This is a genomic window from Bacteroidota bacterium (assembly GCA_039821555.1).
GTDB lineage: Bacteria > Bacteroidota > Rhodothermia > Rhodothermales > Rubricoccaceae > JBCBEX01.
In genome coordinates this window covers 37,742-58,672 of sequence record JBCBNX010000008.1, presented here as the reverse complement: position 1 = coordinate 58,672, position 20,931 = coordinate 37,742, and the positions used below count along the sequence as shown (strand labels likewise).

18 protein-coding genes are annotated in these 20,931 nt (G+C 67.4%); 13 read left to right on the top strand and 5 right to left on the bottom strand.

The annotated features are described in order from the left end of the window. The first annotated feature begins 11 nt into the window (after window positions 1–11). The 3 genes from AAFU51_11025 to AAFU51_11015 all read left to right on the top strand — a co-directional run bounded on the left by AAFU51_11025 (window position 12) and on the right by AAFU51_11015 (window position 3,757). Complete coding sequence (locus AAFU51_11025; GenBank protein MEO1571792.1) at window positions 12–599, top strand: cbb3-type cytochrome c oxidase subunit II; 588 nt, start codon at window positions 12–14, stop codon at window positions 597–599. 43 nt (window positions 600–642) lie between these two features. Next, window positions 643–1,317: a cytochrome c gene (locus AAFU51_11020; protein ID MEO1571791.1), complete on the top strand. Its 675-nt coding sequence runs from the start codon at window positions 643–645 to the stop codon at window positions 1,315–1,317. A gap of 280 nt (window positions 1,318–1,597) precedes the next feature. Continuing rightward, on the top strand, window positions 1,598–3,757 hold the full coding sequence (locus AAFU51_11015; protein MEO1571790.1) for a heavy metal translocating P-type ATPase: 2,160 nt from the start codon (window positions 1,598–1,600) through the stop codon (window positions 3,755–3,757). A gap of 22 nt (window positions 3,758–3,779) precedes the next feature. On the opposite strand, the gene AAFU51_11010 is transcribed toward AAFU51_11015, so the two are convergent. The 5 genes from AAFU51_11010 to AAFU51_10990 form a co-directional block, all read right to left on the bottom strand. Continuing rightward, the gene (locus tag AAFU51_11010; GenBank protein MEO1571789.1) at window positions 3,780–5,048 is read right to left on the bottom strand and encodes a glucose-6-phosphate isomerase; all 1,269 of its coding nucleotides are present in this window, start codon (window positions 5,046–5,048) and stop codon (window positions 3,780–3,782) included. Between the two features lie 77 nt (window positions 5,049–5,125). Continuing rightward, the gene (locus tag AAFU51_11005; GenBank protein ID MEO1571788.1) at window positions 5,126–5,821 is read right to left on the bottom strand and encodes a hypothetical protein; all 696 of its coding nucleotides are present in this window, start codon (window positions 5,819–5,821) and stop codon (window positions 5,126–5,128) included. A 74-nt stretch (window positions 5,822–5,895) separates the two neighbouring features. Continuing rightward, window positions 5,896–6,876, bottom strand: a complete 981-nt coding sequence (locus AAFU51_11000; protein ID MEO1571787.1) for a hypothetical protein — start codon at window positions 6,874–6,876, stop codon at window positions 5,896–5,898. Window positions 6,877–7,007: 131 nt separating this feature from the next. Next, entirely contained in the window at window positions 7,008–7,694 is a 687-nt protein-coding gene (locus tag AAFU51_10995; GenBank protein ID MEO1571786.1) for a metal-dependent hydrolase, read from the bottom strand. A 114-nt stretch (window positions 7,695–7,808) separates the two neighbouring features. Then, a complete protein-coding gene (locus AAFU51_10990; protein ID MEO1571785.1) occupies window positions 7,809–8,519 on the bottom strand; it encodes a hypothetical protein in 711 nt (236 codons plus the stop codon). Window positions 8,520–8,787: 268 nt separating this feature from the next. Here AAFU51_10990 and AAFU51_10985 point away from each other — a divergent pair, with 268 nt between their 5' ends. The 10 genes from AAFU51_10985 to AAFU51_10940 all read left to right on the top strand — a co-directional run bounded on the left by AAFU51_10985 (window position 8,788) and on the right by AAFU51_10940 (window position 20,926). Further along, on the top strand, window positions 8,788–9,576 hold the full coding sequence (locus AAFU51_10985; protein MEO1571784.1) for a class I SAM-dependent methyltransferase: 789 nt from the start codon (window positions 8,788–8,790) through the stop codon (window positions 9,574–9,576). A 102-nt stretch (window positions 9,577–9,678) separates the two neighbouring features. Further along, on the top strand, window positions 9,679–10,854 hold the full coding sequence (locus tag AAFU51_10980) for a glycosyltransferase (protein ID MEO1571783.1): 1,176 nt from the start codon (window positions 9,679–9,681) through the stop codon (window positions 10,852–10,854). After that, window positions 10,847–11,833 carry a sulfotransferase gene (locus AAFU51_10975; protein MEO1571782.1) on the top strand — a complete coding sequence of 329 codons (987 nt, stop codon included), beginning with the start codon at window positions 10,847–10,849 and terminating at the stop codon, window positions 11,831–11,833. Before AAFU51_10980 ends, AAFU51_10975 begins: the two co-directional genes overlap by 8 nt. 193 nt (window positions 11,834–12,026) lie before the next feature. Beyond that, window positions 12,027–13,088 carry a glycosyltransferase gene (locus tag AAFU51_10970; protein ID MEO1571781.1) on the top strand — a complete coding sequence of 354 codons (1,062 nt, stop codon included), beginning with the start codon at window positions 12,027–12,029 and terminating at the stop codon, window positions 13,086–13,088. 23 nt (window positions 13,089–13,111) lie between these two features. Next, a complete protein-coding gene (locus AAFU51_10965; GenBank protein ID MEO1571780.1) occupies window positions 13,112–14,602 on the top strand; it encodes a hypothetical protein in 1,491 nt (496 codons plus the stop codon). Between the two features lie 11 nt (window positions 14,603–14,613). After that, complete coding sequence (locus tag AAFU51_10960; GenBank protein ID MEO1571779.1) at window positions 14,614–15,828, top strand: glycosyltransferase family 4 protein; 1,215 nt, start codon at window positions 14,614–14,616, stop codon at window positions 15,826–15,828. A gap of 31 nt (window positions 15,829–15,859) precedes the next feature. Beyond that, window positions 15,860–16,594 carry a hypothetical protein gene (locus tag AAFU51_10955; GenBank protein MEO1571778.1) on the top strand — a complete coding sequence of 245 codons (735 nt, stop codon included), beginning with the start codon at window positions 15,860–15,862 and terminating at the stop codon, window positions 16,592–16,594. A gap of 12 nt (window positions 16,595–16,606) precedes the next feature. Then, the gene (locus AAFU51_10950) at window positions 16,607–17,791 is read left to right on the top strand and encodes a glycosyltransferase family 4 protein (protein ID MEO1571777.1); all 1,185 of its coding nucleotides are present in this window, start codon (window positions 16,607–16,609) and stop codon (window positions 17,789–17,791) included. A gap of 254 nt (window positions 17,792–18,045) precedes the next feature. After that, complete coding sequence (locus AAFU51_10945) at window positions 18,046–19,224, top strand: glycosyltransferase family 4 protein (protein MEO1571776.1); 1,179 nt, start codon at window positions 18,046–18,048, stop codon at window positions 19,222–19,224. A gap of 139 nt (window positions 19,225–19,363) precedes the next feature. Then, on the top strand, window positions 19,364–20,926 hold the full coding sequence (locus tag AAFU51_10940; GenBank protein MEO1571775.1) for an MBOAT family O-acyltransferase: 1,563 nt from the start codon (window positions 19,364–19,366) through the stop codon (window positions 20,924–20,926). Window positions 20,927–20,931: the final 5 nt, after the last annotated feature.

The window sequence follows — 20,931 nt, the reverse complement described above, 5'->3', positions numbered from 1 at the left end:
CCTGACCTCCCATGACTCGCTCCATCGTCCTGTTTGTCGGCGTCATCGCGGCCGTCCTGATGAGCTACACCGGGCTGTCGTTGCTGCCCGGCCTGCAGCTTTTCGACATCGAGCCGACACCCGGGACCTCGGACTACACCTTTGAGGAAGCACAAGGGCGGGCGGTGTATATCCGCGACGGCTGCATCTACTGCCACAGCCAGCAGATCCGCCCCGAGAACTTCGGCGCAGATATCGCGCGCGGGTGGGCCCCTCGTCCGACCAAGGCGGGCGACTACCTCTACGATGACCCGCACCTCCTCGGCACGAGCCGTACGGGCCCCGACCTCTCGGACATCGCCAGCCGCCAGCCGTCGTGGGACTGGCATATGGCGCACTTTTACAACCCGCGCGCCGTCAGCCCCGGTTCGGTCATGCCCGCGTACCCGTTCTACTTTGACGTGGTCGAGCCCGGCGCTGTCCTCGCGTCGCAGCGCATCGTGCCACTACCCGCCGAGTACGCCCCGCCCGATGGCAAGGTCGTCGTGGCGAAAGAGGAGGTCGAGCACCTCTACGCCTACCTGATGGCCCTTCGCGTCGAACCGCTCAACGCCGAGTAGGCCTGCCTCAACGAACCCGTACACGCCCACACGTACCGACGCCATGCCTGATCAGGACGTCCCGCTCGGCCCCGACGCGCCCGCGCCGCTGCGCCGGGAGATCGACCTCCCCGACGAGGGGGGCGAGGCCCCGCCGATGTGGCTGTGGCTCGTCGTTTTCGGCGTGACTACCTTCGCCATCTTCTACCTCGGGCGCAACATCGGCGACTTCTCGACGTCGCCTTGGGGCCAAGGCGACGTCGTTGTGGTGGAGGAGGCGGCTCCGGTCGAGCCCGACGGCGAGGCGCTCTACCTCTCGCGTTGCTCTAACTGCCACCAGGCCGACGGCGGCGGCGTGGCGGGCGTCTTTCCCCCCGTGGACGGCGCGCGCTGGGTGACTGACTCGAAGCCGGTCATCATCCGCATTCTCCTGCATGGCATGAACGGCGAGATGGTCGTGCGCGGCGAGACGTACAACGGCAATATGCCTGCCTGGGGTCAGCTTTCCGACGCCGACCTCGCCGCGATCATGACGCACGAGCGGACGAGTTGGAGCAACAGCGCCTCGCCGATCACGCCCGAAGAAGTGGCTGCCGTTCGCACCGAGACCGCAGGCCGCACCGCGCAATGGAACGCCGCCGAGTTGGAGCCCTTCTTCGATGCCCAGATCGAAGGTGTCGCCCCCGCCGCCAATCCTGCGGCGACCGACACAAGCGTCGTCGCTGTGCTGGTGGAGTGAGCGCTGGAATGCTTGGACGTGTGACTGTGAGTGGGTTTGCGGGTGGAAGGCGTCCGAAAGCAAACAGCCAACGAGATTGCCGAGCTGAGTCAACGGGGCTACCTGCTGCCACACTTCCATCCTCCCACGCTCCGATGAGACCACGTTCGGTTGATGAGTTACGATGGCGTCATCCTGAACTCGTTTCAGGATTTCTGACGACTGAGGTGCTCCAGGCCATCGCTAAGATGCTGAATCAAGTTCAGCATGACAAGATCGAAGGGTTGTGGCCTGATCTGGTATGAACCCCTGCGACCACTGTGGCTTGCCGGTAGGGGCGGCTCCGGTCGCCTCGGCGGACGGCACGCGGGCCTACTGCTGCTACGGCTGCCGGATGGTGGATGAGGTGCTCGGCAGCGACGCCGTGCACAGCCCCGCGCTCGCGGAGTCGGAGGCGCAGCGGCGGCTGCGGTGGCGCGTAGCAGCGGGCGCGCTCGCCGCGATGTTCGCGATGGCGCTCAGCCTTGCCATCTCGACCGGCTACGGCTTTGCGGCGCTGCGCACGCTCGACAGCGGTATCGGTCCGGCACACATCGCGCTGCTGGCCGCGGTTGCCCCGATCCTCGCGCTGCTCGGCGGTCCGCTGGTCAACGCCGCGTGGAGCGACCTGCGGCGCGGGCAGCTTTCGCTCCACACGCTGTTCGTGCTCGGCGTCGGGAGTGCGGTCGCGGTGAGCGCCGTGTCGTACGTGCGCGGCGGCGGCCCCGTCTACCTCGAAACCGCCGCGATGCTGCTCGTGCTCTACACGCTCGGGCGCTACTTCGAGGCACGAACCAAACACGAAGCCACGCGCGTCCTGCGCGGCCTGCTCGACGTGCCCCGCGGCCCGTTCCTCCGCGTCCGTGATGACGGGACCGTTGAAGAGGTACAAGCCGCTGCGTTTGTCGTCGGCGACTCGCTGCGGCTGCGTGCGGGGGAGGTCGCCCCGGTCGATGGGGTGGTGACAGCGGGCCAAGCCTACGTCAGCGAGCAGACGTGGACGGGCGAGGCACAACCGGTCGTCCGAAGTCTTGGCGACGGCCTTTACGCCGGAGCCGCGCCGCTCGACGGGGCGCTGACGCTCCGCGTGACAGCCATCGCCGAAGACCGCCGCCTCGCGCGGGTGGAACGGCTCCTTCGCGATGCGCTGGCGAAGCCCGTAGCAGTCGTAGCGCAGACCGACCGGGCGATGCGGTGGCTCATCCCGGCGGTGCTCGTGTTCGCGCTCGCCACGTTCGGCGGCTGGTTCGTCGCTGTCGGCTTCGAGGCGGCGCTCTACGCGAGCCTGAGTGTGGTGCTCATCGCGTGCCCGTGCGCGCTGGGGCTGGCCGTGCCGCTCGCGCTCATGGTGGCGCTCCGCGAGGCCGCCCGGCGCGGCGTGCTGCTGGGCTCCGGCCAAGCCCTCCTCGACCTCGCCGACGTGCGCGCCGTTGCCTTCGACAAGACGGGCACGCTCAGCGCGATGGATGCCGCCGCTGTCGAGGTTCTCGTCGCACAGCCCGTGTTTGCTGGGGGCAATGGCGAACCCGCACCACTCGACGCTGGAGCCGTACTCAGCCTTGCCGCCGGACTGGAGGCTGCGGTACGGCACCCGCTCGCCGCGCCGGTCCTCGCGCATGCCGAGACGCAGGGTGTGACGCTTTCTTCAGTCGCAGATGCGCGAACCGTCCCCGGTGTCGGAGTCGTCGGTACGGTAGAGACGCTGTTTGGGCCGCAGCCAGTTGGCATTGGAAACGAGAGCCTGCTCGAAATGCTCGGCGTGACGGCGCATCCGCTGGACGACGACGCTGCCCGCGTGGAGGCCGAGGGCGGGGCACCGCTCGTCGTCGTGGAAGGTGACGCGGTCGTGGGTCTGGTCGTGCTGCGGGAGGAGGCACAGCCGCACGCTGCGGAGGCCGTCGTCGCGCTGCAAGGACAGGGCCTGCCCGTCGCCGTCCTGACAGGCGACAGCGGCGCGGCGGCGCGGCGGTTCACAGCAGGACTGAGCGAGCAGGACGGCGCGGACGTCGTCACCCACGCTCGCCTCACGCCCGAATCGAAGCTCGATGCCCTGCGATCTCTACAGCGCGAGCACGGTGCCGTCCTGATGGTCGGCGACGGCGTGAACGACGCGGCGGCGCTCGCCGCAGCCAACGTAGGCCTGGCTGTTGGTTCTGGCGCCGAGGTGAGCATCGACGCGGCGGACGGGGTGCTCTACAACCCCGATCTCCGCAACGTACCAGCCCTGCTCGCGCTCAGCCGCCGCACCCGACGTACCATCCGCCAGAATCTTGGCTGGACATTCGGCTACAACGCCGTCGGCCTCGGCCTCGCCGTCGCCGGGCTGCTGCACCCGCTCGTCGCCGTGGCGATCATGGCCGTCAGCAGCGTCTTCGTCGTCGCTAACGCGCTGCGCCTCAGATCACCCGAGTCGATCGCTTGAGCCGCTGTTAAGCCCAGCCGATCTACGGGCGCCCGAGGCGACGGAACATCTCCTGCTTGTAGGCCTCGACGCCGGGCTGGTTGAACGGGTTGACGCTCAGCAGGTAGCCGCTCACCGAGACGGCGTGCTCGAAGAAGTACAGCAGCGCGCCGAGGTGCCGCGCGTCGAGGCGGTTCATCGCGACGGTGCAGTTTGGGACGCCGCCGTCGGTGTGGGCCTTCTGCGTGCCCTCGTAGGCCGCGCGGTTGACGGCGCTGTAGTCCTTCCCGGCGAGGTAGTTGAGCTTGTCGAAGTTGCCGTCGATCTCCGGCACGGTCAGCGTCGCGTCCTGGTTCTGGACGAGGAGGAACGTCTCGACGAGCGTGCGCTGGCCCTCCTGGACGTACTGCCCGAGCGAGTGGAGGTCGGTCGAGTATTGCACGCTGACCGGGAAGAGGCCTTTGTGCTCCTTGCCCTCGCTCTCGCCGAAGAGCTGCTGCCACCACGCGCCGATGCCGCGCAGCTTCGGCTCGAAGACCGCCAGGATCTCGGTGCGGTAGCCCGCTTCGTGCAGGATGTACCGGTCGAGCGCGTAGGCGATGGCCTCGTTCGCCTCGGCATTGGCGAGGTCCACGAGTTGCGCCGCGGCCCCGTCCATCAGCGCCGCGATGTCATGCCCGGCCACCGCGATAGGGAGGAGGCCCACCGGCGTGAGCACCGAGAAGCGCCCGCCCACGTCGTCGGGGATGACGAACGTGCGGTAGCCTTTCTGGTCCGCGAGCATCCGAAGCTGGCCCTTCGAGGCGTCCGTTGTGGCGATGATGCGGCTGGCGTGGTCGCGGAAGGTGTCCTCCATGAACTGCCGCAGGAAGCGGAATGCCAGCATCGGCTCTAGCGTGGTGCCCGACTTCGAGATCACATTAACATAGACGGACTTGCCCTGGAGGTGGGCGAGCAACTCCTGGTGGTACTCGGGCGAGATGTGGTGCCCAGCGAAAATGACTCCGGGGCCGTCGGTGGGGAAGTAGGTGCCGAGCGCTTGGTTGACGGCCTCCGCGCCGAGGTACGACCCGCCGATCCCGACGCAGACGAGCACGTCGGCCTTCTCCCGGATCTCCGTCGCGAGCCGCTGGATGCGCCCGATCAGGTTCGCGTTGGGGGGCCGGAGCATCGAGCGCCAGCCGAGCATGTTGCTTCCCGCGCCGCTCCCGTCGAGGGTCGTCTGGTGCGCCGCGAGGGCTTGGTCGCGCAGGCGGCTCTGTTGCCCGTCGTCGATGAAGGAGGAGAAGCCAGAGCGGTCGTAGACGAGCATGGGGACGTTCAAAGTGAGAAGGTCGAGAGAGGGAGCGAGTGCAACCGCAACGGTAGAGTCAGGCTCCGCGCTGAAGTTTACGGCTGCGTTGTCATCCGTGGAGATTTGTACGGCCTACGAACCGCAAGAAAAAAGCGCTGCATGCCTGCGACACGCGCATCACTGATCAGTGCGAAGACCGAATCGATCGGAGTCCGCCGGTCTGCTGTGATAGTGAGGATCATCCTGGGCTCCTCGCTCAAACGGGCCGCGAAGAGGCGCTGCCGCGTCGTCATCGAGTCGAGGGGAGGCGGGTCATAGTTTGCGAAGGGCTGCTGTGTCGGCTCTAGAGGTCGGGGGGCAGGGAGTTCGATGCCATATGCCGCGCCAAAGGCCGCGCTATAGGCCGCTTCGACGAGCGTGTCTGGTGTGGTAGGGAAAGGGACTTCACGGCCTTCCTGATTAAGCACCACGTCGTATAGGAGCCGCCTTTGCTCAGGCTTTTCGCCTGTATGTGCCACGGGCGGGTCGATTCCGCGCAGCTGTCTGTTTATCTGTAGCGCCCAGGGGCTTTCGCTCAGCGTCATCGTGACGAGCGTACCCATCCGGCAGCCGAAGAGCAGCAGCACGACCAGCGTGACGTGGTAGGCCAGCTGCCCGACCTCGGCGTGATCGAAGCGGCGGCGGGCGTAGGGCCTGGTGCTGCGACGGATCAGGCGACGAGGCCAGACAGGACGACGTCGCAGCAGACCGTCCTTGCTGCGGGGCTTGGGGATGTAGAACAACCAGCGCATCGGCGAAGGGGCTTCCCGCACGATACGCGTACCGCGAACGTTAGTTACGCTCGCCCTCGAACATCGAGAGCGGCTTACCGCAGCATGATGTTTAGGCCCACGCGCACCTTGTTGGGGCGGGGGCCCGAGCGGACGGATTCGCCCTGGACGTCGCCCCAAACCACGAGGGGTAGCGCCACGTGGGGGCTAAGCTGGAAGCTCGGGCGGTCGAAGTCGAGGCCCAACTGAAGCCAGCCGATGCCGCTCCGGACCCGATTCTCGGCGCCCTCGAATGCCCCTGGTAGGTTCTGGGCAGCATCGGTTTCCACATAGCGATACGTCGCGCCCTCGGCGAGCAGAGCCACCGCGACGTTGCTTCCGGCGAGGTCATAGTGGAAGTTGACCCCCCAGTAGACATGCATCTCGGTCCCGATCACGCGGATGCGGTCGCCGTCGAGCAGCAGCGCCATCGTGTTATCGAACGTACCCGTGTCATCCAGAAGCTCCGCATTGACGCCCGCCCGGACGCGGCGCAGCCCGATTGCAAAGTCCGTGGAGACGAGGGGCGTGAGGTCCGACGAGGAGAGGAACGCTACGTCGGTCTGCCTAAAGCCAAGGCCGCCCTCCGAGGCAGGGTCTACAGCGATGCGGACGGCGTAGTCCGTGCCTTCGTTCGTCCAGAAGGGCTTCACGATCAACCACCGAAGCGCCACCGGACCGGTGCCGATGCCGCCACTGAGGTCCACGATCGCCGCGACATCCACTTGCGGCAGTAGGGCGTAGTCGACGCGGCCGGCCAGGCTCACGGCGCTCCGCTGGCCGACTCCAGTTGAACTCGACGACTGGAGCAGCCCGGTAGGGCGGTAGTCGATCAACGCCGACACCGCGAGGCCGTCATAGAACGTCCGCTGCGCCTGCTCGCCCTGGTAGAGCGGGTCGAGCGTCTGAAAGGGGCGCTGGGCCTGGGCCTCGTGAGTCAGCCCCGCACCCGCGCAGACCGCCCCGACGAGCACCGCGCTCAGGAGCGCACGGACGGTCGAGCGGACAACGGCGAAGGACCAGGCTCGGGCAGGCATGAGCACAGCAGGCGTGGGACGAGTGGCACGCGACGGTTCAGTATACGACGCCTACCCGCTTCGGCGGCCTGCTGCCTACCGGGTCACACAGCCAAGGCCTCACGCAGCCAAAGTCTCACGCAGCCAAAGTCTCACGCAGCCAAAGTCTCACCCGGGGCAAGCGGCTGCGCTTTCAAGCCTGCGGCGTCCATCTTGGACGCGAACTCCGCCGTGTCGGCCATAATGAGCGGAAACGTGTCGTAGTGCACCGGCACTGTCACTTTCGGCCGCAGCATCTTGGCCGACTCCACGGCCTCGTCGATGCCCATCGTGAAGTCGTCGCCGATGGGGAGGAAGCAGAGGTCGAAGTCGTACTGCTCGCCCAGCCAGGCCATCTCGGCGAAGCGGCAGGTGTCGCCCGCGTTGTAGATCGTCGTGCCGTCGATCTCCAGAATGAAGCCGCCCGCAAGGCCCCCGTAGGCGCCGTCGGGAAAAGACGACGAGTGTCGGGCATAGGTGTTGGTGACGCGGCCCCATTCGAAATCCCACGCCCCGCCCGTGTTCATCGGGTGCACGTTGGTGTAGTCGAGCACGCGCTGGGCATACTGCGTGACGTCGAACTGGGCGACGAGGAGCGCGCCGGTGCGTTCGAGTATGCTAGGCGTGTCGCCCCAGTGGTCGCCGTGGGCGTGCGTGATGAGCACTACGTCCGGGGCGAGGTCCTCGGCCGTGACAACGCCCTCGGTGTGCTTGTTGCCCGTGATGAACGGGTCGAAGAGCAGGGTCGGGCCGCTCGTCTCGATTTGGAAGGCGGAGTGGCCGTAGTACGTGACAGTCATGGCGAGCGGAGGATGAACTGCAGGGAAGAGTGGAGACTTACGGTACGGCGCAGGGTGAGCGCGGCTCCGGGCCAAGTCCGGTACGGCGCAGTGTGAGCGCGGCTCCGGGCCGAGTCACCACAACCGAAGCAGGTGCACGCTCACGAGCGGCGTCCCGAAATAGTGCTTCGAGGGGTCCTGCACGTCGGGGTTGAGCTCGAGGAGATCGACCTGGTCGAAGAAGTAGGTACCGTGGTAGCCGATTCGCAGCCCCTGCGTGGTGCGGCGGCTTCGCCCGAAGTAGGCCCCGACTGAAATCGTACCGCCGAGGCCCATCCGGAAGCTGCCGTCCCCGAACCCGCCGAAGGCGCCTTCCAGGGACTCGCCCTCGTTGCGAACGCCGTTCCTGTTGGTGTCCTCGAAGTAGGGCCACTGGTACCCAAAGGTTGGCCCGGCGGCGATCTGGAAAAACGGGCGGAAGTTGTCCTCAATGCTGTCGCGAAAGAGGCGCTGCTCTACGCCCGCGTGCACCGGCATCATCGCGAAGTAGTTGCGCTTGAGTGGCACCACCGTCTCGCCAAAGAAGCCGATGAAGAACTGCTGCTCACGCTCGTCCTTGCCGGGGTTGACGCTGGCCTCGATGAAGAGGGAGGTCGTCTCACCCACTTCGGCGCGGAGCACGCCGCCCACGCCAAACCCATCGTTGGTGAGCCGGATCGCGAGCCCGGCGCCTGACATGAACGTTGGCGGACCGAGCGAGTCCGGCGGGACGGGTGGCTGCGGAAGGCCAGGCTGAGCCAGCGCGGCGAGCGGGACGAGCAGGGCTAGGGTAATTACGAGGCGCATGCCGCACGCTACCACCGCCGCGTCCGGGGAGCAAGGCTTTTTTCGCAGAACACGGACGACAGCGGCGGCTCGACATTTGAGGCTGTCGGGTCCCGGTCAGAGAACACGCGGAGATTGCACGCAGGCACCGCGGCGACTACGCGTATACTCTGCGCCGACGGAACCTAGGCGCAACGATGGGCGCGCCTGACGCCGCCGCCTCGCGTTGGGAGCGGTGTTCTCTACCACCGAGCCCGTCTACCCTTGCACACCCTCCAGCCCTCCCGCGATGAGCGCACCCTCCGCGACCGTTCCCGACAGCGCTGCCAAGGCCTTCTGGGACGAAACCCTGCGCCAGAAGACCCTGCCCGTCATCGAACCAGCGGCGTTCTACGAGAACTGGCGCTTCACGAAGCGCGCCTTCCTCGACCGCCTCGGTGACCCCGCCGGCAAGCGCGTCCTCGAAGTCGGCTGCGGCAACGGCTACCTTTCGATGTACATGGCGAAGCTCGGCGCGCACGTCACTGCGACCGACTTCTCGACGACCTCGATCGAGCAACTGGTCCCCCTCGCAGAGAAGAACGGCGTCGCCGACCGCGTCGTCGGTCACCAGTGCGACGCGCTCGATCTCCGTGACCTCGGTGAGCAGTACGATCTCGTCTATGGCAAGTACATCCTGCACCACGTCGAGCCCTTCGACCAGTTTGCCGATGTGCTCCGCGACGTGACCGCCGAAGGTGGTCGTGGCGTCTTTCTGGAGAACAACGGCCGCAACCCGCTGCTCAACTTCTCGCGCAACTACCTCGCGGGCCGCGGCGGCATCCCCAAGCACGGCGACGATGACGAGATCCCGCTCCTTCCGGAGGAGGTCGAGATGCTCCGGGCGCGCTTCCCACACGTCGAGGTGCTGCACCCAGACTTCGTGTTCTTCCGCAAGCTGAACACGTATGTTTTCAAGCACCAAGCGAAATACGGTCGCCTCCTCAAACTGACGAAGGACATCGACCAGGCGCTCTGGCGCACGGTGCCGCCCGTGCGCAAGTACAGCTACTACCAGATCGTCGAGTTCGCTCGGTAGTTCACCCGCCCAGCGAGACGCGCCCCCGTCCGCTGTCGCCTGGCGCATGATCGCCAGGCATCGCCGCCCTCCCGCACACCCTCGCTGCTGGCTCCCTCCGCCATGCACGTCGCGCTGCTTTTTCCCACGCTGCCGCCCCGCCTCGATGGCATTGGCGACTACACGGCCCGCCTCGCCGCGGAGCTGGGCGAGCACATACGGGCCACCGTCCTGACCGCGCAGACCGACGCGGCTCCGATTCCCGGTGCGACCGTCGATGTCGCGTTCTCGAAGACCTTGCGCAAGGGCATCCTCCACGTCGTGGAGGCCGTCACAAGACGGTTCGAGGCGGACCGGCCCGATTGGTTGGTGGTGCAGTACAACCCGTTCTCGTACGGTGCCTACGGGCTGAATCCGTGGCTCCCGCTCGCCGTGCGACGGCTCCGGAAGCGCGTGCCGGGGCTGCGGATCGCGCTCATGATCCACGAGCCGTTCGTCCCGCTCACGACGCCGACCTACCTCGTCGAGACGCTGTGGCAGCGGCCGACGCTGTGGGCCCTTGGGCGCATGGCTGATGTGGTGTTTACCTCCATCGCGCCGTGGGCCGAGCGGTTCAGGGGGTGGTTCGACGTCCCAGTCCGGCACCTGCCCATCGGCTCGAATATCCCGTTCGAGCGCGGCGACCGCGACGAGGTGCGCGACGAGTTTGGGCTCAGCGACACCTTCGCTGTCGGCCTCTTCGGCAGCGGCTTCACGAAGGGCATGGACGCGCACGTCCGGCAGGCCATCCGGGCCATCCTCGACGTGCAGCCGAACGCGACGCTCTGCTACGTCGGGCGGCGCGGGGCGGCGCTCCGGACCGCGCTCAACACGCCAGGCAGCCGCGACGTGCCGTTCCGCGACCTCGGCCCGCTCCCCGCCGACGCGGTCTCGCGCGCGTTCTCGGCGTTCGACCTCTACCTTGCGCCGTACCCCGACGGCTTCTCGACGCGGCGCGGTTCCACGATGGTCGCCCTGCAACACGGCACGCCGACCGTGACCACGCTCGGTCACCTCTCCGATCCGGTCGTCCAGGAGCAGACTGGGCAGGCCTTCGCGGCGATGCCGTCGGACGACCCCGCCGCCTTCGCCCAGGCTGCCGCGGCCCTGGCAAACGACGATGCTGCACGCACGTCGCTCGGACGCGATGCACAGGCCCTCTACGCCGCGCAGTTCGACTGGCCCCTCGTCGCCGACCGCCTGCTCGACGCGCTTGGGTACGACGTAGCTGCGCAAAACCGCGAGGCGCAGCATGCCTGAGACGATGGCGCAGCCGCTTGCCACGACGGACACTGCTGATGCGCCCGTCAAGGTGCTCTTCATCGCCGGATGGGGGCGCAGCGGCAGTACGCTCGTAGGCAACGTGCTCGGTAGCGTGGACGGCCTCGTCCACCTCGGCGAGGTGCGCCACGTCTGGGAGCGCGGCGTTCGTGACAACGCCGTCTGCGGCTGCGGCGAGCGCTTCGACGCCTGCCCCGTATGGCGTCCTGCGTTCGATGTAGCGTTTCCCGCGAGCGACTACCCAGACGGCGTCGACTGGTCGCGCATGGCACGGGTCCGCGAGGCGTTGCCGCAGATCAAAAGACTGTTGCCGCATCTGCTGAAAGGCCGCACCACGTTCGACCACCCCGAGGCAGCCAGCTACCACGCCGACCTCCGTCGGGTGTACCAGGCGCTCCGCGAGTCCTCCGGCGCGCGCGTGCTCGTCGACTCGTCGAAGTTTCCGTCGTACGCGGAGTCGCTGCGGCAAACCGGCGCCGTGGACCTCTACCTGCTCCACCTCGTCCGTGACCCGCGCGCGTCGGCCTATTCGTGGCGCAAGAAGATCACCCGGCAGGACGGCGGCGGTGCAGCCGAGATGCAGCGCTTCTCGACAGCGGCAAGCGCCCGCAAATGGTCGGCCTGGAACGGCGTGATCGAGTTGATGCGCCGTCGCGATCCGACGCGTTACCAGCGGCTGCGCTACGAGGACTTCATCGCCGCGCCTGAGGCTTCTGTGCGCCGCGTTCTCGACTGGATCGACGAGCCTGCTGAGACCCTGCCCTTTGTCGCCCCCGACGCCGTGGCGATGGGCGAGAACCATACCGTGTGGGGCAATCCGAAACGCACGGCGGGCGGCGTAGTAAAGCTCCGCATAGACGACGCGTGGCGCGAGCACCTCCCGACGCGGGACCGCGCGACGGTGACGGCACTGACGTGGCCGTTCCTGCTGAAGTATGGCTACGTGGGAGGGAAGTAGGATGAAGACGGAAACCCAAACCGCACCCCCTGTTTCGCTCCCCGTAAAGGGTCGCGAAACGGTCCCCTTCGCAGGCGAAGGGGATAGTTCAGGTGGTGTACGAGGGAGTTCAGACCCTCGCTCAAGGCCGACCGTCGGGGTTGTGATGCCGCTGGCGGAGCAGCGGGGTGGGGCAGAGCTTCTGTTATTGCAATTGCTGGATGCTAACCAGGCACTCGTCGCTGACGGCGGGGTGGGATGCCGCTATGCTGTCGCCTTCCTCGAAGACGGGCCGATGGTCGAGGCCGTCCGCGCTCTCGGTGTCCAAGCCGAGGTGTTCGACGCGGGCCGTGTGCGTCAGGTGGGTCGGCAGATCGGCACGGTGCGGCGGATCGCAGCCTGGTTGCGCGACCTCGACGCCGACGCAGCGCTCGCGTGGATGCCGAAAGGGCACCTCTACAGCGGCCCCGCGGCGCTGCTCGCGCGCATCCCGGCGTTCTGGTTCCAGCACACGATCACCTCGAAAAACCCGATCCACCGCACCGCGACGCTGCTGCCCTCGGCGTCGATTCTGTGCTGCTCCGAGGCGGCGAAGGCGGGCCAAGCAACGCTCTGGCCGTCGCGGCACGCCGAGGTGCTCTATCCCGCCGTCAACCTCGCGCGCTTCGACGCGGACACGTTGCCCTCGGTCGCCGAGCTGCGCGCCAAGCTCGATCTACCGACGGACGCGTTCGTGGCAGGCATCGTGGGGCGGCTCCAGCACTGGAAAGGCATCCACGTGTTCGTCGAGGCGGCGGCGCAGGTCGCGCGGGCGCATCCCGACGCCGTGTTCGTCGTGGTGGGCGGGCCGCACTTTTCGGAGCCGGACTATCCAGGCGCACTCACGGCGCTCGCAGAGCGGCACGGGGTCGCCGACCAACTCCGCTTCGTCGGGCATCAGCCGAACGTGCCGGAATGGATGAATGCCTTCGACGTGTTGGTGCACGCCTCGACGGGCCCCGAGCCGTTTGGCATGGTAATTTTAGAGGGTATGGCGATGTGCAAGCCTGTCATCGCCACGGCGCACGGCGGGCCGCTCGAAATCGTGACGCCGGAATCGGGGCTGCTCGTGCCCCCCGGCGAGCCCGACGCCCTCGCCGACGTACTGCGCCGCCTCGCCGACGACCCCGCCGCACGCGCTCGCCTCGCCGATGGCGCTCGTGCCCGTGCTGCGCAGTTCAGCACCGAGCGCCTCGCCCGCGACGCCGCTGCCCTCGTCCGCCGCCATCTCGCCTGACTCACCGCCATGAGCAGCTTCCTATGAGTTCCCTCGTAGCCAACCTTCGCCTCAGCCAGTCCCAATGGACGGCGCTCAAGCCCGTGCTCATCACGCTGGCGGTGGCGCTGTTTTGCGGGTGGGCCGTCGCCACGGAGCAGGCACGGCTCGCCATCGCGGGCGGGATGCTCTTCGCGCTCATCGCCGCTGGGAGCGTCACGCCGCGCCTCATGATTGTGGTGCTGCTCGGCATCCTGTGCTTCCTCGGCGACTTCCGGCGGTTCATCACGATCACGTATCCCAACTCGGGTCAAGACCCGATCCTGCTCGTACCGCCGCTCGTGGTGGGGCTGATGGTCGCCTCCCTCGTGGCAACGAAATCGCTGCGGTTCGACAGCACGCTCTCGAAGTGGGTCGTGGCGCTGCTGATTCTGATGACGCTCCAGATCCTAAACCCAGCGCAGGGCGGCATGAGCGTCGGGATCGCGGGTGCGCTCTTCACCATCGTGCCGGTGTGCTGGTTCTGGCTCGGGCAGATCTACGCGACCGAGGAGATGCTCAACAAGCTCGTCCTCGTGGCGCTACCCGTCATCGCCGTGCTCGCGGGCATCTTGGGGCTCTACCAGGTGTTTGTCGGCTTCCTGCCGTTTGAGCAGGAGTGGATCGACACGGAAGGCTATTCCTCGCTCTGGGTCGCCAGCGATGTGGTCCGGCCGTTTTCGTGGTTCACGGCGGCGTCGGAGTACGCGGGCTTCCTGATGATGTCGATCGTGGCGCTCTGGGCGATGGTGTCCACGCGCAAGCGGCTCGACCTGCTGCCGATCGTCGCGTTTCTGGTGGTCGCCCTGTTCCTGATCGGGAGCCGCGGGCCCATCGTGAAAGTGCTCGCCCTCGTGCCGCTCGTGTGGGCGATCACGAGCCGGAGCGCGGCGTCCTGGGTGCCGCGTCTCGTGCTGGCGGTGGTCATCACGCTCGGCGCGGCGGGCTACAGCCTCTCGGCCGTCTCTTCAATGGAGATGGAGAGCGGCGCGGCTGATGTGCTCGTGGGCCGCAACGCCGACGGGCTGCTCAACCCGATGGATGCCGAGACGTCGACCGTCGGCAAGCACGGCGACATGATGGAGCGCGGCTTCCTCTCGGGCTTCTCGACGCCGCTCGGCCTCGGCCTCGGCTCCACCACACCGGCCGCGAAGAAGTTCGGCGGCAACCGCAGATCGAGCGAGTTCGACTACACCAACCTGATTCTCTCGCTCGGGCTGATGGGCATGGTGATCTACGGCGGCATCCTACTGCTGGTTGGGTGGAATGCGTTCTGGTACTACCTCCAGATGCGAACGACGCTCGCCCTCGCGATGGGGGGCATGCTGCTCATCCACATTGGTGGCTGGACGCGCGGGACGGAATACTTCCTCGCGGCGTGGTGCTGGTTCCTCATCGGCGCGCTCGACCAGTTCACCACGAAGCGCCGTCAAGCGCTTGAAGCTGAAAACGCCGAGCAGGCGGAGGAAGAAGACGCCGCCCTTGCGCTCGCTTAGCCTGGACCCGCATGCGCCTCGCACTTGTCACCCACAACCTGATCCGCGGCGACGGCCAGGGCCGCGTCAACGCCGAGGTCGCGCACGCGCTCGCGGACGCGGGGCATGCCGTGACGCTCGTGGCCGCGCGCGTCGACGACGGCCTCGCTGCCCGTGACGGCATCACGTGGCAGCGCATCGAGCCGGGGCGTGGACCCACACAGCTCGTCAAGAACCATGTCTTCGCACGGCGGAGCGCCCGGTGGCTCGACGCCCATCGGTCCGAGTTCGACCTCGTCGTGGCCAATGGGTTCGTCACGTTTGCCCGGGCCGACGTCAACGTGGCGCACTTCGTCCACGGCGCGTGGCTGCGTTCGCCCGTCCATGTTTCTAAGCTGCGCGGGGGTGTGTTCGGGGCCTACCACAAGCTCTACACGAGCGCCAACGCCCGCCTCGAACGCCGGGCGTTTGCCGAGGCGAAGCGGGTGGTCGCCGTCGCCGACCGGGTGCGCGACGAACTGGTCGACATTGGCGTGCCGTCGGAAAAAATCACCGTCGTCAACAACGGCGTCGATGTCGAGGAATTCCGACCGACGCCGATGAACGCGGAGGATCGGCGCGCGCTTGGCTTGCCGGGTACGCAGCCCGTCGCGTTGTTCGTCGGCGACATCCGCACGCCACGCAAGAACCTCGACGGAACGCTTCGAGCGCTCGAACGCCTCGCCAGCACAGACGCCTCGGAACTGCGGCTCGCTGTGGCGGGGCGCGTCGAAGGCAGCCCGTATCCCCAGCTTGCGAAAGACCTCGGCGTGAGCGATCAGGTCCTCTTCCTCGACTTTCGCCGCGACCTGCCCGCGCTGATGCGCGCCGCCGACTTCGTGGTGTTTCCGTCGCGCTACGACCCGTTCGGCCTCGTCGTCACCGAGGCCATGGCGTCTGCGAAGCCCATCGTCACTGCCTCGACGGCGGGCGCAGCGGCACTCGTGACGCCCGACGCTGGCATCGTCCTCGACGACCCCGACGATGTGGCTGGGTTGGCTGACGCGATGCAGCGGCTCACGATCGATGCGGCACTGCGCGCCCGGATGGGGCAGGCTGGACGGGCGATTGCCGAGCGGCATACGTGGGCGCGCATGGCGAAGCACTACGTCGAGGTCTTCGAGGCTGTGGCCGCGGGCCGCACGCCGATGCGGCTGGTCCGCGAAGCTGCGGCGAATCCGGCGGCCGCCGTGCCCTCGGCGTCGTAAATCCGGCGCATTTCTTGGTAGCCTTGCTCGTATGAATCCGCGCCGTCTCATCTTCGACATTCGCACCCGGCTCTCGTCGGACGTGTCCCTTTTCTGGCTCTACCAGCCCTATATCTGGTGGGACCAGATCAAGTCGGGCTTGCGCTACGGGGCCGACGACGCCCGGGAGCATCGCCTCCGCGCGGACACCGAGTTGGTGATCGACGGCTTTCAGGGCTCGGCCAACTCGTACGCCGCCGACCTCTTCAAGAGCTGGCAGACGCGCGCCGTGTCGATGTCGCACCACATGCACGCGGCGGCGCAAATCGTACGCGCGGTGCGCCGCGAGCTTCCGACCGTCGTCACGATCCGCGAGCCGGACAAGGCTGTCCTCTCAACGACCGCCCGCTGGCCACACCTCGACGTTGCGCAGGTCCTCGAAGGCTACATCGCCTTCTACCGCGCGCTGCTGCCGGTCGCCGACGGTATTGTCCTGAGCCCGTTCGCGCGTACCATCCATGACTTCGAAGGCGTGATCGCCGAGGTCAATGTTCGATTCGGTACGGCCTTCGCGAGCGGCCCCTCTGTTACGGGCGACGGCGCGAGCGCGGCGGTGGAGTCGATCCGGGCTGCGCGCAAAGCGACCAGCCCTGAGCAAGAGCGCCGCCGCGCCGAGAAGCAAGCGGATCTCGACCGCTGTGCCGACCTCCTCGCCAGGGCCACCGCCGTCTACGCCGCGCTCGTCGATGCGTGCGACGTGACGGCTGCGCCCACCTCCATCTCCTAAGTCCACTCCGCTATGCTGCCGAGTCCTGCCGCCCCGCCGGTGTCGCCGCGCATGCCCGCGACGCTCCTCACGCTCCAGATCGGCATGGGCTGGTTTCCCGAGCAGGCGGGCGGGCTCAACCGGATGTACTATCACCTGATGCACGCCCTGCCCGAGGCGGGCGTGGGCGTGCACGGCATCGTGGCAGGCTCGACCGGGCTCGCGGCGCAGACGCACGGCCGCGTCCGCTCGTGTGCCCGTGCAGACGCGCCGATGCCGACCCGGCTCTGGCAGGCGCGCACGACGGGCCGCCGCATGCTCCAGGCGCTCCGACCGGATGTGCTCGTGAGCCACTTCGCGCTCTACACGGCACCGCTCCTCGGCGCGATGAACGACCAGCCGCTCGTGGTCCACTTCCACGGACCGTGGGCCGCCGAGGGGGCCGTCGAGGGAGCGTCCAGCATGGCTGCGCGCGCCAAGTGGGAGCTGGAACAGCAGGTCTACCGCCGCGCCGCCCGTTTCATCGTCCTCTCCGAGGCGTTCCGCGATGTGCTCCACCGCCGCTACGACGTGGCGCTCGACAAGATCGAGATCGTCCCCGGCGGTGTCGATGCATCGGCGTTCGACTCGACCCTGAGCAGGAAGGAGGCGCGCGAGTTGCTCGGCTGGCCGTCGGACCGCCCGACCGTCCTCGCGGTGCGTCGCCTCCAGCCGCGTATGGGCCTCGAAGGACTCATTGAGGCCGTCGAGACGGTGCGGCAGCAGGTGCCCGACGTGCAGGTAATGATCGCCGGAAAGGGTGCCCTCGCCGCGACGCTACAGGCGCAGATTGAGGCGCGCGGGCTGTCCGACCACGTGAAGCTCCTCGGCTTCGTGCCGGACGCGGATCTGCCGCTCGCCTACCGCGCCGCCGACGTGAGCATCGTCCCAACCGTTGCGCTCGAAGGCTTTGGCCTCATCACGATCGAGTCGCTCGCGGCGGGCACGCCGGTTCTCGTGACGCCCATCGGCGGGCTCCCCGAGACGGTGCGCGGCCTCGACGCCTCGCTCGTCCTCGACGACGCGGCGCCCGCGACCGTCGCCGACGCCCTGGCCGGAGCGCTCACCGGGGCGCGCCCGCTCCCCAGTGCCGACGCCTGCCAGGCCTATGCCCGCGCTACGTTCGACTGGCCCGTCATCGCGGCGAAGACCGCCGAGGTCTACCAGGCAGTCGTGTAGTTCAAGGTCGTGTTGGATCAAGCAAGAGGGCATGTGCTGGTGCTTCGCTCGGCTCCCCCCGTTCTCGTCGTCTTCGTTCTGACGAACTCCGCTCCTCGAACTGTCCCCCTCGGTTTCGAGGGGGACAGCTTGTGTGCCGTTGCAGGCATACAAGCCGGGGGGGCGTCGTGCGGCAGCTCGTCTCGCTATGCCAGTACGCACCGCTATGCCGGGGTGTCCGAATGATTCTCGACTCACGATCGTCGTCCCTGGCCTTGCAGCCTGCAACGTTCCCCCGCACGCTCTTCCTCGACCATGCGGCGGTGCTGGGCGGGGCGGAGCTGTCACTGCTCGACATCGCGCGGTCGGCGGGGCCGGAGAGCGTGGTGGCGCTCTACGCGGATGGGCCGTTCCGCAGCCGCCTTTCTGAGTCGGGTGTAGCCGTCGAGGTGCTCGACGCGCCGCAGGCGTTGCTCGACGTGACGCGCGATGGGGGACTGGCCGGGGCACTCGGCGTCGTCCCCGCGATCTGGGCGCAGGCGCGTCGTGTGGCGAGGCGGCTGCGCGACTTCGACGTGGCGCTGGCCAACTCGCAGAAGGCGTTTGTGACGGCGGCGCTCGCGGCCCCGCTGGCACGGCGCCCCGTAGTGTGGCACCTCCGCGACGTGATGACGGCGGATCACTTCAGCCGCGCCAACCGGACGGTCGCGATCACCCTCGCCAACCGCTTCGCCGCCGCGGTGATCTGCAACAGCCAGGCGACCGCCGATGCGTTCGTGGAAGCTGGCGGTAAGGAAAAGCTCGTGCGCGTCGTGCTCAACGGCATCGACCCGACTCCGTTCGACGCGGTCACGGACGAAGAAGTCGCCGCAGCGAAAGCCGCGCTGGGGCTCGACGAGCGGCCCGTGGTGGGCGTGTTCAGCCGCCTCGCGCCGTGGAAAGGGCAGCACGTGCTGCTCGACGCGCTGGAGGGCCTCCCGGACGTGCAAGCGCTGGTCGTGGGCGATGCCATCTTCCCGGAGGACCGCGCCTATGCTGAGACACTGCGGTCTCAGGCGGCACAGCCGCCGCTTGCGGGGCGCGTCGTGCTGCCCGGCTTCCGGAATGACGTGCCCGTTCTGTTGCACTGCTGCGACATCGTGGCGCACACATCCGTGGCCGCCGAGCCCTTTGGCCGGGTGATTGTCGAAGGCATGCTTGCTGAACGCGCGGTCGTCGCCACCGCTGCAGGCGGCGCCGTCGAAATCCTGGACGACCAGACGACGGGTCGCCTGGTTCCCCCCGGCGACGCTGCCGCGCTCCGCACTGCCCTCGCCGCCCTCCTCGCCGACCCCAGCCGCACCCGCACGATGGCCGCCGCCGCCCGCACCGACGCCCTGACCCGATTTGGCACGGCTCGGGTCGCCCAGGAAGTGGCCGCGGTGCTCCGGGACGTCTCGGCGCGCTCGTCGTAAATCCACGCCGCCTTCGCATACCCCTTGCTTGCGCCTGCTGCCTGAAACGGCTAGACTTGCGCGCTTGCGGGACGCCACCCTGCCTCACCCTCCGCCTGCCGTTTGCCGGTAGCCCTGCGCTCGCCCTCCAGCGCCTCCGATGCTCTTCAATTCCCTCGACTTCGTCTTCTTCTTCCCGGCGGTCGTCGCGATCTACTTCGCGCTGCCGTACAGGTACCGCTGGATGCTGCTGCTCGGAGCCAGCTACCTGTTCTACGGGCTCTGGGAGTGGTCCTACCTCGGCCTGATCTGGTTCTCCACCACGGTCGACTACTTCGCCGCACGGGCGATGGGAGAGAGGAAAACGAAGAAGGCGCGGCGTCCCTTCCTCTGGGCGAGTCTCGCAGGCAACCTGGGACTGCTGTTTTTCTTCAAGTACTTCGACTGGGCGAGCATGAACGTCGGTGGGCTAGCCGACATGCTCGGGTGGGACATCAACACGCCAGTGTTCAACCTGCTGCTGCCGGTCGGCATCTCGTTCTACACGTTCCAGACGCTCGCCTACACCATCGACGTGTACCGCGGCAAGGTGGACGCCGAGAAGCACTTCGGCATCTTTGCGCTCTACGTGACGTTCTTCCCGCAGCTCGTCGCGGGGCCGATCGAACGCTCGGGCAACCTGCTCCCGCAGTTCTTCCGCAAGCACGACTTCTCGTACAACCGCACCGTGAGCGGCCTGCGGCTGATGGCGTGGGGCTTCTTCAAGAAGCTCGTCATCGCCGACCGCGTCTCGCTCTACGTCAACATCGTCTTCGCCGATATCGGGAGCGCGTCGTCGGCGCAGATCATCGTGGCGGGCGGGTTCTTCGCCTACCAGGTCTACTGCGACTTCTCAGGCTATTGCGACATCGCCATCGGGGCGGCGCGCATCATGGGCTACGACCTGTCGCAGAACTTCAACCGGCCCTATTTCGCCACCTCAACAGCGGAGCTGTGGCGGCGCTGGCATATGACGCTCGTGGACTGGTTCCGCGACTACGTCTACTACCCGCTCGGCGGCAGCCGGGGCCGCGCTAAGGCGTTCCGCAACGTGATGATCGTCTTCTTCCTTACTGGCGTCTGGCACGGCGCGTCCTGGACGTTCGCTATCTGGGGCATGCTCAACGGCCTCATCATTATCGCGAGCGTGTCGACGAAGAAATTCCGCGACAACAACTGGCGAATGATCGAGAAAGCCGTTGCGGGCCATACGGCACCGATTCGCAAGCGTAGGGCGGGCAGCAAGCCGCGCCCCGTCCCCACGCCCGCGCCGATCGCAGCGCGCGGCTTCACGCTGCGGCCGTCGCTCAACATGGTCCGGCAGTTCCGCTACGTCACGAGCGTCATCGGCACCTTCGGCCTGTTCTACATCACCGGCACGTGGTTCCGCGCCCAATCCGTTGCCGACGGCTGGCAAGTCTATGTCACCTGGGCAAAGACCCCGTGGGAAGGATTTGGCGCATGGATGGTCGAAGGGTTCACGCCCGCGATGATGGTCATCAGCCTCAGCATGATCATGCTCCTCGAAGCGGTGCACGTCGTGCAGGAGCGTGGCCACTCGGTCGCGGGGCTGCTCGCCAGGATGCCGCGCGCGCTGCGCTGGACGTTCTACTGGGGCTTGATCTTCATCATCCTCTTCTTCGGCGTCTTCGACAACGAGCAGTTCATCTACTTCCAGTTCTAAACGTC